13 protein-coding genes are annotated in these 15342 nt (G+C 47.9%); 4 read left to right on the forward strand and 9 right to left on the reverse strand.

Features of this window, described 5'->3' with window-relative positions:
* The first annotated feature begins 88 nt into the window (after positions 1–88).
* Positions 89–871 (forward strand): substrate-binding periplasmic protein, encoded by a 783-nt coding sequence (locus K6Q96_RS14920; RefSeq protein ID WP_251876660.1) that lies wholly within the window; start codon positions 89–91, stop codon positions 869–871.
* A gap of 8 nt (positions 872–879) precedes the next feature.
* On the opposite strand, the gene K6Q96_RS14925 is transcribed toward K6Q96_RS14920, so the two are convergent.
* A complete protein-coding gene (locus K6Q96_RS14925) occupies positions 880–1518 on the reverse strand; it encodes a hypothetical protein (RefSeq protein ID WP_251876661.1) in 639 nt (212 codons plus the stop codon).
* Between the two features lie 213 nt (positions 1519–1731).
* On the opposite strand from K6Q96_RS14925, the gene K6Q96_RS14930 reads away from it, so the two are divergent.
* Both K6Q96_RS14930 and K6Q96_RS14935 read left to right on the forward strand, forming a co-directional pair.
* Positions 1732–2466 carry a VOC family protein gene (locus K6Q96_RS14930; protein WP_251876662.1) on the forward strand — a complete coding sequence of 245 codons (735 nt, stop codon included), beginning with the start codon at positions 1732–1734 and terminating at the stop codon, positions 2464–2466.
* A gap of 259 nt (positions 2467–2725) precedes the next feature.
* Entirely contained in the window at positions 2726–3628 is a 903-nt protein-coding gene (locus tag K6Q96_RS14935; protein ID WP_251876663.1) for a GGDEF domain-containing protein, read from the forward strand.
* Here K6Q96_RS14935 and K6Q96_RS14940 read toward each other — a convergent pair.
* Entirely contained in the window at positions 3625–5064 is a 1440-nt protein-coding gene (locus tag K6Q96_RS14940; protein ID WP_251879654.1) for a transporter substrate-binding domain-containing diguanylate cyclase, read from the reverse strand. The genes K6Q96_RS14935 and K6Q96_RS14940 overlap by 4 nt on opposite strands.
* 644 nt (positions 5065–5708) lie before the next feature.
* On the opposite strand from K6Q96_RS14940, the gene pykF reads away from it, so the two are divergent.
* Positions 5709–7121, forward strand: coding sequence for a pyruvate kinase PykF (gene pykF, locus K6Q96_RS14945; RefSeq protein WP_251876664.1), 1413 nt, complete (start codon positions 5709–5711; stop codon positions 7119–7121).
* An 89-nt stretch (positions 7122–7210) separates the two neighbouring features.
* Here pykF and K6Q96_RS14950 read toward each other — a convergent pair whose 3' ends face one another.
* The 7 genes from K6Q96_RS14950 to K6Q96_RS14980 all read right to left on the reverse strand — a co-directional run bounded on the left by K6Q96_RS14950 (position 7211) and on the right by K6Q96_RS14980 (position 15302).
* Complete coding sequence (locus K6Q96_RS14950) at positions 7211–7363, reverse strand: hypothetical protein (protein ID WP_251876665.1); 153 nt, start codon at positions 7361–7363, stop codon at positions 7211–7213.
* A gap of 157 nt (positions 7364–7520) precedes the next feature.
* Positions 7521–8018, reverse strand: coding sequence for an acetolactate synthase small subunit (gene ilvN / locus K6Q96_RS14955; protein ID WP_002537707.1), 498 nt, complete (start codon positions 8016–8018; stop codon positions 7521–7523).
* On the reverse strand, positions 8018–9736 hold the full coding sequence (locus tag K6Q96_RS14960) for an acetolactate synthase 3 large subunit (protein WP_039849785.1): 1719 nt from the start codon (positions 9734–9736) through the stop codon (positions 8018–8020). The genes ilvN and K6Q96_RS14960 overlap by 1 nt, the downstream gene beginning before the upstream one ends.
* 522 nt (positions 9737–10258) lie before the next feature.
* Positions 10259–12055 carry an AMP-dependent synthetase/ligase gene (locus tag K6Q96_RS14965; RefSeq protein WP_251876666.1) on the reverse strand — a complete coding sequence of 599 codons (1797 nt, stop codon included), beginning with the start codon at positions 12053–12055 and terminating at the stop codon, positions 10259–10261.
* 298 nt (positions 12056–12353) lie between these two features.
* On the reverse strand, positions 12354–13301 hold the full coding sequence (leuO, locus tag K6Q96_RS14970) for a transcriptional regulator LeuO (RefSeq protein WP_251876667.1): 948 nt from the start codon (positions 13299–13301) through the stop codon (positions 12354–12356).
* A gap of 336 nt (positions 13302–13637) precedes the next feature.
* Entirely contained in the window at positions 13638–14774 is a 1137-nt protein-coding gene (locus K6Q96_RS14975; protein WP_251876668.1) for an MJ1255/VC2487 family glycosyltransferase, read from the reverse strand.
* A 21-nt stretch (positions 14775–14795) separates the two neighbouring features.
* Positions 14796–15302, reverse strand: coding sequence for a phosphatase PAP2 family protein (locus tag K6Q96_RS14980; protein WP_251876669.1), 507 nt, complete (start codon positions 15300–15302; stop codon positions 14796–14798).
* Between the last annotated feature and the right edge of the window lie 40 nt (positions 15303–15342).

Here is a 15342-nt window from a genome sequence, read left to right on the forward strand (position 1 = left end):
AATTGAGATTCAGCGGAAATAAACACAAACAAGCAATCATCTTGAGTAAACTTAAGCGCAGAAATTTGAAAATACGTAACGAGTCGTAATGTCAGGTGAAGGAATGAATATACCGGGTAAGTCGTTGTTAAACTCCGCCATTCGATACCTTTTTGCACTGCCGCTGCTGATAGCCAGCCAGCCCGCAATATCCCAAACATTCACTGTCATGACGGAAGATTTTGCTCCGTTTGGTTATGTGGAAAACGGCAAGCTGACAGGTTTATCGGTCGAGATAGTGAGGGAAATCTTCGCGATAGTGGAACATCCTGACGATATAGAGCTCCTACCCTGGGCGCGAGCCTTCAAAGAAACACAACGGAAAGAAAACCGTATTCTTTTTTCCATGAGCCGGACCAAAGCACGCGAGCCAATGTTTAAGTGGGTTGGGCCTTTGGTTGAGGACAGGGTAAGTTTTTTTTGCCGCAAAGATGGCAAGGTAGATATCCAATCATTGGATGATGCACGAGAAGTGAGCTCTATTCTTGTCACTCGAGGTTTTCCAGAAACGGACTTTCTCCAAGCTCAAGAGTTCAACAATCTCCACATGACCAATTCGCCCACACAAAGTTTCACCATGTTAGCGATGGGACGGGGGGATTTGGCACCGATTGGGGAGTTTGCCTACAAGTCGATGATACAAAAAAGCGATATTGCTCCGGATGCCATCGAGAAAACCGACATTACATTGTTCAACATTCAGCTTTATATCGCTTTCTCTAAAAACACGTCAGACGAAGAGATAGCCCGCTGGCAAGCGGCGTTGGATCAGGTGAAAGCGTCGGGCAAATACGCAGAGATCATCAGTAAATATTCTGAATTAGAACAGTAACGCTGCGCTCACCAGTAAGACTCAAGCACGGTCATACCGTCATAGGTACTGCACTTATAGCGGGTTTTCTTCCCGCTTTCCCCTCTACAGCTCACTGTGGTGAATAGCGTGTCTTTGTTCCAGACTGACTGGAAGCTTTGGTCGAAACCACAATCGGCACCGTAAAAGCTTTCTGCCTGTGCCGCGCAATATTGATAGGCTTCGTCTTCACCACCACGGGCATCTAACATCGCTGAGCGGATTTTGCGCTCTTTCCGGATGTTGGCAATATGTTCTTTGTCAGGCATCTCAAACCAGTCAATACGAGGGTTTTCCACATCAAAACTTTTCTGGATCCAGGTAGCTTCTTTGATCGTGCCAGAAAACTTGATGGAGAGGTTTTTCAGGTAATCAATGTCCACGTCAGCCAGCCCTTCAAAACCCTCAGGATTGGCAAGAGTGAAAGGTTCTCTTCCAACTCTGACCACCAGCTCTTGCTCGCTGGCTTTTTCAACCAAGCCTGGTAGCGCAGTAAAACTAACTCCATCGCATTCGTAGTTATATTCACGATCAGCAAAGCAGCGTTCCAGAAAGACGTCGCCGTCTTTTTCCTGGGAGCAGCCTACGATTGATAGCAGTGATATTGCGAGAGTTGACGCCCTGAGCATTAACGTGATTTCTATTCCAAAATTTACCGTGTGGCAATTTTGATACACATCACGTTGCAATTGCAAACCTATCGGTGAGTGTCGGGACGCCGTTGGCAAATTTACAAATCAATCAGTTGCTTTCGGTCTGAAATCACGCTTTTTTCATCGCACTTTTTGCCCAAGAAACAGCAACAATAAAAGGCATAAACATAAGGAAAGGAGAAGCTCTCGGTGTTCACAGGCATTACCATCGAAGCAAAGCTGGGTCAGAGTCTTTACGCTTTCTATCAAGACATTCTGGGCATGAAACTCACTGATTCTGGCTGGCGGTTTGACGGCGAAAGCGCGTCGCTTTCTTTCGTTCCGTCTGAAACTTATTACCAACCAACACCAACCGATGTTTTTTGGAAGATAGGCATTACCGTCGTGGACTTGGATGCTGCCTGCCAATGGCTTCGATCGCAAGGTATTAATGTCTCAGCGCCACGCCAGTTTCAGGATATTGGCTACCTCGCCCATCTCTCTGACCCAAGCGGTTTAACCATTGAGTTGCTGCAAACCACCTTTGAGGGTAACAGGAAGGAAAACTGCCCACTGACGCACCCGATAGCCGATGGAGCAACGCTGGCACATATTACCCTCCGTTGTCATAACGAAAATGCTATGCAGGCATGGGCGGATAGCTTGGGTCTGACGCTAAAATCCATCCAACCTGTCACCAGTTACGGCTTTACACTCTATTTCTATTCTTTTATTGATGAGCCTCTGCCTGAGCCGGATTTATGTGCCGTGAATAATCGTGAGTGGCTGTGGCAGCGTCCTTACACTTTGCTGGAGTTTCAACTGGTTCATAGTGCACCGCCTTTCATGTTGCCTTCTAAAGAAGCAAGTGGCCTATTTAGCTTTGAAGCTGATGGCGAAGATATTACGTCGCAAGATCTCAAAGATGCGGGAATAGGAAAATAGCTAGGCAACTTTTGTCAAAACACCTCCTATTCTGTCAGTCCTGAGTAAAAAGAGTGCTTGAGAAAAGTCTTGAGAAAAGAGTGTCATTATTGATTGGAATGATAATTTTTCGCCCCACTACTAACAAAGACGTAAGACATATGATTCACAACTGATTAGTTTATAACGACACTTCCAATTTCTTGAAATACATCGCAGTTTTCATACTGGTAAGTGATAACTTTCACATTAAATTTTTGAACAGCACTTTCTCCACGCGATGCCAGACTTTAAAGACATACTCGACATCCACCCCAATCCCTGCGTTATTCACATTAACTTTGTCCCTAAGTATGCCAACAACGCATTCGCAAAGTTCAGTGGAATGGCGAGTGCAGAAGATGTGCTGAGTCTGCCCTCTATCCGTGTGCTCTTTGAAGAGGAACACTGGCCAGAAGCGCAGCGCCGCTACAATCATGCGATAGAAACTGGGATCCCAACACAGCCTGAAGTCATCAATCATATGGACCTGAAAGGGAATCCAATGATCGCAGAAATTACGGATAAAGTGATTGATTGGTATGGCGAAAAAGCCATGTGCACGTTTGTAAGTGTGGTGACCGACCAAATCCGTCGTGAACGCACTTTGCGTGATATGGCAAACCGGGACGATCTCACCAATCTTTATAACCGCCGTTATCTGTTAGATCTGTTCAGCGAGCGTCATGCCGCCCAGCAGCGCCGTCAGTACCTCGCCATGGCGGACATAGACCACTTCAAACGTATCAACGATACCTTTGGCCATCCAGTCGGTGATATCGTGCTCCGTCGTTTTGCTCAGGAAATTGAAGACTTCACTGCGCCAGATGAGTATGCGTTTCGTTTAGGCGGGGAGGAGTTTGCATTGCTTATCTGGGCGGATAACCATACCGAGGCCACGGCGCGCTTAGAACAGTTAAGGCAATCAGTACAAGACTGTGAAGTCAGGGTCAGTCACCCAAATTCACAGCCTCTGACGATTAGCTGTGCAATTTCCATCGGCGCTACTGTACTTGATGTGACAGAAGACTTTCTCTCCGCCAGCCTACGCGCAGACGAAGCTCTTTACATAGCGAAAAAGACTGGGCGTAACCGCGTGATCAATTACGACGAGTCTGCTGAAAATGCACCAGAAAAAAACTAAGCACTGACCTGACTTGGATATCTATGATGCTGTTGGCTGGACAGGGAGCCCAGCATCACTCTGTTGCGTCCCGCTTCTTTCGCCTGATACATCAATCGGTCGGCGTGATGAAGCAGCGCTTCAAGTGACGTTTCTTTTCCGTCTTTGTCTACCAATAACGCACCAACAGATGCAGTAACAGTTAGCCCAATACCCTCTTGGGATGCCTGCGGTACAATGAAGCTACGAACATAATCGGCATTTACCTCCAGATCGTGCAGAGCTTCCGCCGACACCAACAAGCAAATCTCTTCTCCCCCTAAGCGGGATATCGCTACCGCCTCACGCAGGTAGTTGCTCAGTACCCGGCCAAGATTGTTCAGCACTTCATCGCCTTTTGAATGGCCATATTTGTCGTTAATTTGCTTGAAGTGATCCACATCGAGCATCAATACACCCAGTTGACCACGTTTCAGCATGCTTTTGACCCGCTTACTGGCGAACACCCTGTCGAGACCCCGGCGGTTCATCAAGCCCGTCAAGGAATCTGTGAAGGCATATTCCTCAAGTTTGCTGTTCAACGCTTTGAGAGCACGGGTTTTTCGTCTTACAGCTTTCTTCAGCAAGATAATGTAGCTGGCTGTGCCCAATAACAAGACTGAACCTACCAGTGGCCAAAGCCAGCTTGGTATTTTCGTGGTCCTGCTGGTGTTCAGCCATTTTTGTTTGATGCGATCGATTTCATGGGGAGGAATATTCTTGATACCACTTTCGATTTCGCGTTGAAGCAGTTCGTTGCCTGCAGGTACCGCTGCGTACAGCATTTTTTTGTACATGCGTTCAATGGGAACAAACCCCAGAGGCCTATCCTGTTGAAGCAGATAATAGGTAGCAACTTGGGTATCGACCAGCATGCGCTTAATTTTGCCATTACGCGCGGCCTGAATTAGGGCGGCATTGTTATCAAAGCCCATGGTAGCAACGAGCGGATAACGGTTCTTCAGGTACTCCTCTTCAAAGCCACCACGCACCACACCGACAACCATGCCCGGTACGACGCCCTGTGTTTTCAGCTCTTCAGCATCATTGACTACGTATAAAGTGGTGGAGATTTCAAAAAGGGGAAAAACGTAATCCAGATATTCGTCGCGAGATTCGGAATAGAGCAAACCAGCGTGTACTTTGCGCCCACCTTCTTGCATCGCAACCAACGAGTCATTCCAGTCAGAAAGCGCAAACTCAACGGGCGTATTGTTGATCTCCCCAAATAACTTCCAGTAATCGACCAACACTCCTTTAGCGATGCCATTTTCAGAGAAAGCAAATGGCTTCCAGCTATGAGAGTTCGTCACGATAATGGTGTCTTTATCCGTTTCAGCCAACGCAACTGACTGGGAGATCCCCAGTACAAATACCACAACGCTACAGACGAATCGGCATAACCGAAGCAAATGCATCAAAGGCGGACATTCCCTTAGGTGAATTGATGACAACATTGTCGCAAAATTTACCCAACAGACCACATACTGTTCGCAAGTTAGATAGCTAGAGCGAGACATAGATCTATGAAATAGCGAAAAATTTCGCTGTGTACCCATGAGGTGACGAGATAATGTCATTTTTTTTCAAAAATATTCAGGCATGATCCTCGTCTAGTGGGCTATCTTTTGACGCATTCAACCCAATGTTTACGGATGTTCACTGCTGTTTATCTATTCGTTACTGATTAGTGATCTAGATAAGTTTTTGTGGTAAATTTACGGCCCTGAAAAAAGGCATATTGCTGTTTCATTTGAGTGGATAGTGCAAGGAAGGTTGGAATAAACCCTTTTTCAATTGCCTGCGATCAAATTTCCGCCATATAAAGCATGTATACTTGTGTCCGCTTTCATGGATGAGTTGTGTTGTCCAAGCGAATCCGCGTTTGGACAACACAATTATGTGGCATGAATCAATATTAACGCTGTAAGAGCGCATGGCAATGCTGCCGCTCATCACACAGTAGCTTGTTGTTTTCTTACAAAACTCAAGAACCTGAATAATGTGACTACAGCGACATTTATCCCTTGGGTAGTAAAAGTTCGACCGGAGAGAACCCTACATGAAAAAGACCAAAATCGTTTGTACGATTGGACCAAAAACCGAATCAGTAGAGATGCTGACTAAGCTGGCAGATGCAGGCATGAACGTAATGCGCCTGAACTTCTCGCATGGCGACTTCGAAGAGCACGGCACGCGCATCTCTAACCTGCGCCAGGTAATGGAAAACAGCAGCAAGCAACTGGCTATCCTGCTGGATACCAAGGGTCCTGAAATCCGCACCATCAAACTGGAAGGCGGCAACGATGTTTCTCTGGTTGCAGGTCAAACTTTTACTTTCACTACTGACGCCTCAGTAGTGGGTAACGCAGAACGCGTTGCAGTGACCTACCTTGGTTTTGCAAAAGACCTGGTTGCAGGTAACACCATCCTGGTTGATGATGGACTGATCGAGATGGAAGTTCTGGAAACCACAGAAACTGACGTTATTTGTAAAGTTCTGAACAATGGTGACCTAGGCGAAAACAAAGGCGTTAACCTGCCAGGCGTTTCCGTCAACCTGCCTGCACTGTCTGAAAAAGACAAAGGTGACCTGGTATTCGGTTGTGAGCAAGGCGTTGACTTCGTCGCTGCCTCTTTCATCCGTAAAGCGTCTGACGTTAAAGAAATTCGTGAACTTCTGGCTGCAAACGGCGGCGAGAACATCCAAATCATTTCTAAAATCGAAAACCAGGAAGGCGTTGATAACTTCGACGAGATCCTGGAGCTGTCTGACGGCATCATGGTTGCACGTGGCGACCTGGGTGTAGAAATCCCAGCAGAAGAAGTTATCTTCGCTCAGAAGATGATGATCGAGAAATGTAACCGCGCACGTAAAGTGGTTATCACTGCAACTCAAATGCTGGACTCAATGATCAAGAACCCACGTCCAACACGCGCAGAAGCGGGTGACGTAGCGAACGCGATCATGGACGGCACTGACGCAGTAATGCTGTCTGGTGAAACTGCAAAGGGTAAATACCCAGTTGAAGCTGTGACCATCATGGCGCAAATCGCGAAGCGTACTGATGCAGTACTGAAAGCTGAACTGGGCTCACGTCTTGACAGCTCTCGTCTGCGTATCACTGAAGCAGTATGTAAAGGCGCTGTAGACACCGCTGAGAAGCTGGGTGCTCCTCTGATCGTTGTGGCAACTGAAGCAGGTAAGTCTGCGCGTTCTATCCGCAAGTACTTCCCAACTGCAAACATCATCGCTGTCACTATCAACGAGAAAACGGCTGCACAACTTTGCCTGAGCAAAGGCGTAACTTCAGTGGTTGTTGACCAGTTCGAAAACACTGACGAGTTCTACCGTCGTGGTAAAGAAATCGCTCTGGAGTCAGGTCTGGCTGCGAAAGGCGACATCGTTGTTATGGTTTCAGGCGCTCTGGTTGCTTCTGGTACGACTAACACTGCATCTGTACACGTTCTGTAATCGAACCGTACCGTGCATAAAAAAAGGAGCCGATTGGCTCCTTTTTTGTTTTTAGCGCTCGGGCTAAAATTCTGTTTTTCTGTGGGCTTTTACTTCTTAAATCTGGATGGAACCAGTTCACTGCGGTGAGTGTTCATCAGTACCGCCATCGGCACCAGATAAATCCAGCCGACCTTAATTGTCAGGACAGCCAGAGACAGGGTTGTCACTCTCACCAAATACTTATTGATGGTTTGCAACACAACGGTTTTCTCTTGGGTTTATTTTGTTTTTATTGTACCCCGGAAGTATACATTTTGGGCAGAAAGTCACAAGTTGAGAGCATCTCTAAGTAGCCTGTCAGGCATAAAAAAACCGACGGTTTTCACCATCGGTTTTTTCTGAGACAAGCTGTCAGATTTACTGACGCAGTGCGCGTTCACCACGTGCAATACCCACCACACCGCTTCGCGCGACTTCGATGATGTCAGTGACATCTTTCATCGCTGCGATGAAGGCTTCAATCTTGTCGCTTGAGCCTGCAATCTGCACGGTGTAAAGCGAGTTAGTCACGTCCACGATCTGGCCACGGAAGATGTCAGCTGTGCGTTTAACTTCTGCACGCGCAAAACCGCTCGCTTTCACTTTTACCATCGCCAGTTCACGTTCAATGTGCTCTGACTCAGTCACATTACTCACTTTCAGTACGTCAATCAGCTTGTGCAGTTGTTTTTCAATCTGCTCTCGCTCAGACGCTTTAACCACGGTGGTCGTGATGTTCAAGCGGGACAGCGTTGGATCGTCTGTCGGGGAAACCGTCAGGGATTCAATGTTGTAGCCACGCTGTGAAAACAGGCCAACTACGCGAGACAATGCGCCCGGTTCGTTTTCCATCAAAATCGATACAATACTGCGCATTATGTTCTCTCCGTCTTGCTCAACCACATTTCATTCATCGCACCACCACGCACCTGCATTGGATAAACGTGCTCTGTTTCATCCACGCTGATGTCGAAGAAGACCAGTTTGTCTTTCATCGCCAGACCGCGTGCCAGCTCGCTTTCCAGCTGAGCCGGATCGCTGATGCGAATACCTACGTGACCGTAGGCTTCTGCAATTGCAGCAAAATCAGGCACCGAGTCCATGTAAGAGTGAGAGTGACGACCTTGGTAAATCATGTCCTGCCACTGCTTCACCATGCCGAGGAAGCGGTTGTTGAGGTTGATAATCTTGACGGGGATATCGTATTGCAGCGCCGTCGACAGCTCCTGAATGTTCATCTGGATACTGCCGTCACCTGTCACACACAGCACTTCTGCATCAGGGATTGCAAATTTCACACCCATCGCAGCAGGTAGGCCAAAGCCCATGGTGCCGAGACCACCGGAGTTGATCCAGCGACGTGGCTTATCAAACGGGTAGTAAAGCGCAGCAAACATTTGGTGCTGGCCAACATCCGATGCCACGTATGCATCACCATTGGTGAGCTTATAGACCGCTTCAATCGCTTGCTGCGGCTTGATGCGTTCGTTATTCGTTTCGTAAGCCAAACACTTGCGTTCACGCCATACGTTGATGTTGTTCCACCAAGCGTCCAGTGCGGCTTCATCGTTCGTGCCGCCCTGCTCGGTCAGGATCTTCAGCATGGTGTTCAGTACCACGTCTGCCGAACCAACGATTGGGATGTCAGCCGAAACGGTTTTTGAAATGCTCGATGGGTCAATGTCGATGTGCATGACCTTGGCATTTGGACAGTATTTCTCGAGGTTATTCGTCGTACGGTCATCAAAGCGAACACCAATACCGAAGATCAGATCCGCATTGTGCATTGCCATATTGGCTTCGTACGTGCCGTGCATACCAAGCATGCCCAGCGATTTGTCACCCGTACCCGGATAAGCACCAAGGCCCATCAATGTACTGATAACAGGAATATTTAGTGTGTCTGCCAGCGTTTTAATTTGCTCGCCACACTCAGAAATGATGGAACCACCACCGATGTACAGTACCGGTTTTTTCGCTTCGAGTAGAGCTTTAAGGCCACGCTTGATTTGTCCTTTATGACCCGAGGTTGTCGGGTTGTAAGAACGCATGGACATGCTTTCCGGGTACTCGTAAGGGAACTTGTTTGCTGGGTTCAGCATGTCTTTTGGCAGATCGACAACCACAGGACCTGGGCGGCCGGTTGACGCCAAATAAAAAGCTTTCTTGATGATTTTTGGAATGTCTTCGGTGTTTTTCACCAAAAAGCTGTGTTTCACGATAGGGCGCGAGACACCCACCATGTCACATTCCTGGAAAGCATCGTTACCAATCAGGTTACTCATGACCTGGCCGGACAAAACCACCATAGGAACTGAATCGTAATACGCGGTCGCGATACCGGTAATGGCGTTGGTTGCGCCTGGGCCTGAAGTCACCAGTACAACACCGACTTCGCCGGTTGCACGAGCATAGCCATCAGCCATGTGAACGGCTGCTTGTTCATGGCGAACGAGAACGTGCTCGATATCGCTTTTCTCATGCAGTGCATCATAGATATCCAAAACCGATCCGCCCGGATACCCAAATATATGTTTTACGCCTTGGTCGATCATCGAACGAACGACCATGTCGGCTCCTGACAACATTTCCACTATATGCCTCCATGTATGCATAGTTTAGGACTTATTTGTAGCCTAGAGATGGATGTCGGCGTGACTACCTGTTTGCCGCCAATCCATGCCAGCTATGCTTTTGATTCCGGTCGTAACAAGAATCAAAAAAGCTTCCACTTTTCCCGCTTTTTTGGGCTGGCTGACGCCAGTTGCTCACTGCGGTTAAAGCACTGTCAACTTTAACGCTTTGTTAGCAAATATGTCTATTGGTTAACTCAGATTCCCATTAATACTCTAATTGGGCAAAGTTTCATCACTAAAGACTCTACCCAGACCACCCAAATCAGCATTCACTGCTAAAAACCCTCCAATTGACAATATTTACTGTTCATAAGATGGGTGTTTCAGCGTATGACAAAAGTATGTTTTTGGCTGTTACCGACAGATTTCCTGGGAAGTAGCACGTTAAGGACACTTTAACGCCACTTTCCTTACGGGAATTTGGGGAAGGCAGCAATAAAAAACCCGGCTCAGTGGCCGGGCTTCTCAATCCAATCAGGATCAGCTGTGCTTCTTGTACATCGCTTCGATTTGTTTCTTATAACGCTCGAGGATCACCTTACGGCGTAGCTTCAGCGTAGGCGTCAATTCGCCTTGTGCCATGGAGAACTCAGAAGGCAGTAGAGTGAACTTCTTCACCTGCTCAAACTTCGCCAGCTCTTTTTGCAGCTCTTCTACGCGTTTTTCGAACATTTCCACCACTTCACTGTGCTTAATCAGCTCAATGCGATCATGGTATTTGATGTTCAGCTCTTTCGCCCAGCTTTCAAGTGATTCAAAACAAGGCACAATCAGTGCAGACACAAAATGGCGCGCATCCGCTACGACAGCGATTTGCTCGATAAAGTGGTCTTTACCCAGCTTACCTTCGATGACCTGTGGGGCGATGTATTTACCCCCAGAGGTTTTCATCAGTTCTTTGATGCGGTCAGTGATAAACAGGTTACCCTGCGCATCAATATGGCCTGCATCACCGGTTTTCAGGAAGCCGTCCGCCGTGAAGGTTTCCGCTGTCTCTTTTGCCTTGTTGTAGTAGCCACGCATCACCATTGGGCCGCGCACCAGAATTTCGTTGTTCTGGCCAATCTTCACTTCTGCATTCGGCATTGGCATACCGATAGAATCCGGATCAAAGCTACCGCTGTCCCAGCAAGAGATGGTGGCGGTGGTTTCAGTCATGCCGTAACCCAGCTTCACGTTCACACCAATGGCATGGAAGAAGCGTCCAATGGTCGGCTCCAGTTTAGCACCGCCACACGGCATCATGGTGATATTACCACCCAGCAGTTGGCGCAGCTTGCTGAGCACCAGTTTGTCTGCCATGCGGTGAGCACTTTTCAGCCACGGTGCAGGTTTCTTACCTTTACGGGTAATTTCCGCCATCAGGTTGCCAATATATACCGCGGCGCGGAACATACTTTTTTTCACCGGACTGGCTGTCGCCACCTTCTCGTGAACGGCGCTATAGATTTTCTCGTAGAAGCGCGGAACCGCACACATCACGGTTGGTTTGACTTCCTGCAACGCTTCGCGGATGGCATTGGTGTTAGACAGATAGCAGTTGGTCGCACCGTGGTGCAGGACGTAAAAGCTCCAGCAACGCTCAAACACGTGAGACAGCGGCAGGAATGCCAGTGATACTTCGTTCTCACTGATCCCCAACACCTTATCGTGGCTTTCAATCTGTGCCGCGACATTGGCATAATCCAGCATCACGCCTTTTGGCTCGCCCGTGGTGCCTGAGGTATAAATCAATGTCATCAGATCGCTCATTGAAGCGTCTGCAATACGCGCCTGCATTTCCTGCTCGACATTGTCATTGGCTGTTTGCAGGAATGCTTCCCAGCTTTGGCCCATTTCATGGCCGGCAAAATCGACGTTATCAGCAAAGCTGACAATCTTTTCCAGTGCTGGGCAGCTTGCTGCAATCGACATCGCGGCATCTGCCTGCGATTGGTCGCCAACAAACAGAATACGCACACCCGCATCGCACAGGATATACGCAGCCTGATCGGCAGTGTTGGTTGGATAAATTGGCACTGGCACGCAGCGCACCTGAAGTGCGGCAATATCCGCAATACTCCATTCCGCACAGTTGTTGGCAAAAATGCCGATTTTGTCCTGCACAGCGAGGCCTGAAACCAGCATCGCTTTTGAAGCTGCATCAATACGCTCACCGAACTGACGCCAGCTCATTTCGCCCCAGGTATTTCCTTGCTGGAAACGCAGTGCGACTTTTTCGCCTTGAGCTTTTACCTGCTCGCGAATTCGGTTAACGATATGAAGTTCCAGCGCCATTTAATTCTCTCTCAGCACGTGGTGCGTCCCTTTGGAATACATGTTGGGACGACGACAAAATTTAGCTAACACTTGTAAGCTAAAACTCAGGCAGCAGTGTAATGACTCCCCCATCAATTACAAGAAAAAGCGCAGCCAAAGCGGTTAAAATATAGGCAATGATTTTGACGAACACTGTTCATTTCAGAGTACACTTGTTTCCTCAACTTTCAGGAAAGTTGTAACAGGCTGTAATCAAAAAGGTCTTAGGCACAAAAAAACCGGCCGAAGCCGGTTTTCACATCTATTTTGGCATCACTTATGCCAGTGAATTACCACAAATTGACAGTAATTGGTCACGCATCCAAAGGTGGCCTTTGTCTTTTTCTGCAGACGCATGCCAGCTCAGATAGCCACTGATACGGTTGGTATCCAATGGCAGCGGCAACATCTTCAAATTATCGCGGTTATGGCCTGCTTCGATCATCCAGCGAGGCGCTACAGCCACCAGCTGTGATTGGCTGACCACATAAAGAATATTGCTCAGGCTAACGCCCTGATACGCTTCACGGTAACGACCGTCACGGTAAAGCGCTTCTGCGTAACCCTGCATTTCACCATTACGCTTCAGCACGGCGTGCGCTTCAGCTGCCAGCTCTTTCGCTGTGATGCTTTCTGTCAAACGGGGATGATTCTTGCTCGCCACCACAACCAGCTCATCATTGAACATTTCTGTGCTGCTGAAGCCTGATTCATTGAAGTGCAGGTAATCAATCACAAAATCCACTTCCTGATAACGCAGCTTACGCGCGATATCACGATCAAATTCCGTTTCTACCTGAACTTTCACGCACGGTGCAACTGACGAAATCGTGTTCAGGATTTGTGGAACAAAGCGCATGTCTGATGGGCTGCAAATCGCCAAGCGGAATGTACGGTTACTGGTTTCCGGAATGAATACGGAAGTAGGCAGTTCATTTTTAATCAACTGGATCGCCTGACGAATCGGACCAAATAGCTGACGGGCACGTTGGGTAGGTTTAATACCACGGCCATTTCGAACAAACAGCTCATCGTTAAACATCACTTTAAGACGTGACACTGCATTACTCACCGCTGGTTGTGACATGCCTAGACTCTGTGCGGCGCGCGTAATGTTCTGTTCCTGCATCACTGCATCAAAAACGGTGATGAGATTGAGATCAACACTTCTTAACGTCGTATCCGTACGGTTTTCAATATTGTTAACCGACTCTTTCTGCGTCATAGCAAAACCCTAAAGGAAGGAGTAAATGTAAAGCGTCCGTCACCGAAATTACCGAACGACCCTGAAAATGAGTATGTAAATTGAAAAGGGTCGACAGCTATCAGTAAGGCAACTCAGCCTGCTCACGCCCCAGCATAATGAGTGAAACTGAACACACGCTAACCAAGGCACCAACTTAGTAACATGATCGGATAAATGCGCCCCAGTAAATTGTTATAAAATCATGTGCAACAGAAATGGTAAAAATCTAAAAATAAAACAAAAAAGAGGCTGATAATCAGCCTCTTAGATCTAAAAATCAAAACTAACAACCTTGTTAGTTACACATTCATTCCATCAATGCTGGCGTAATCCTTTATTCGCTTGCGATGGCAGCCGCATGCTGAACATCGCACGCTTACGTGTTTTTTGAGGCCAGAAATCTGAGAGAAGATCGGTGACATGCTCTGGAAATGACACTTGTGACCAGAGAGATTCACGAAGCAAGGATAAGGTGCTTAAATCCCCTTTCCCGAGCCATGTTGCCAATTCCGAAGCAACATTCGGGTATTTAACTCGACTGCTCTCTGCCTGCTCCAGCCACTCGCGAATCATGCCAACATCCAGCGACTCCATCGAGCTTGCAAGCCCCAGCATGTCGAGCGTCGAGACATTGCTTTGCTGTTCAAACTGACCACTTAGGGGTTTCAACAATAGCTTCTTTCCCAAAGACAATGCTTCAGAAGGTAGCTCAAATCCGCCGTTAGCAATCACACCATCACAACGAGCTAACGCTTCATGGAAAGCTGCTTTGCTCAACGGACGCACATCCACATTCTCTTCGATTCTTGCTTCCTGACAGGATGGATGAAAACAAATGAAACGGTGACTGAAATGTTGTAGTACGCCGATAACCTCGTCCAGTTCTTCAAACGGAAGGTACGTCAAAACAGTACCATTCTTGGAGGTTTCTGTTGTTTTCAGATCGATGATCGGCGGCAGTATAGGCTGATTGAAGTGGTACCAATGCAGGCCAATTTTGGTCTCAGTTGGCGCAAAGTAATGCATGATGAGCTTATCCAGCAGGGATTGCGCCTGCTTTGGGACATCGAAGGCAAACGCCGATTGATGGCTGACCGATACTGTCGGCACCCTCTGACGCCTAGCGGCATGCGCGGATATTGGCTCGAAATCAGACACCACCAAATCGTATTCGGACACATTCAAATCACGCACTTCTCGGGCAAACGACACCAGACTGTTGTTCAATGCCGTTTTCAGCATACTGACTTTGCCTGCCTCACTGATAAACGTCAGGCCACGACGAACCTCATAATCCCCGAATATACCCATATCAAAATATTCCGACGCAGGTCGGCCGGAAAACAGAAACTTCACCTTAACATGCGGTAGCTTGGAAAAGGCTTCAGCCATCGCACGCGCACGGGAAATATGGCCATTCCCTGTACCTTGCACGCCATAAAGTATTTTCATGCAGATTCTCGTTGTGATTAATCAGACCATTAAAGCCAATGAAGCACAGGCCAGTCCAAGCAGAGCACCGACGAAGACATCGGTAATGAAGTGAACACCAAGCAGCACACGTGAAGCGCCAATCGCGGCCGCCCATCCCCAATAAACATGACTGAATTCGGGGTAGAAGTGGCTTAGCAATGCCGCCATAACAAATGCTGCCGCCGTGTGTCCTGAAGGCATACTGTAGAGATCAGACGGCGTGATAAATGCTGGAAGATGCTGTGGCCTTGCGCGGCGAAAGCGCCTTTTTAGCCACATAAAAAGAGGGACTTCAATGGCAAACGCTAGCAGGCCGACGACAAGGAAATGTAGGCCTTGCATGCCGCCGAAAAGAGCAAGCAACACACCTATTGCTGCATAAAGATGACCGTCTCCACTTTTAGAGACCCAACGGAAAATCCGTGCGATATCCGCACTGAAACGGTGATTAAGGCAAAGGGTGGACACGGCATTATCCACCCTTTGGATAGCGACAAGACTCCGCATTCATCTACTCCAATTCTTCACGTTACCGTTTCAGATTAGG

The organism is Grimontia kaedaensis (assembly GCF_023746615.1).
Lineage (GTDB): Bacteria > Pseudomonadota > Gammaproteobacteria > Enterobacterales > Vibrionaceae > Enterovibrio > Enterovibrio kaedaensis.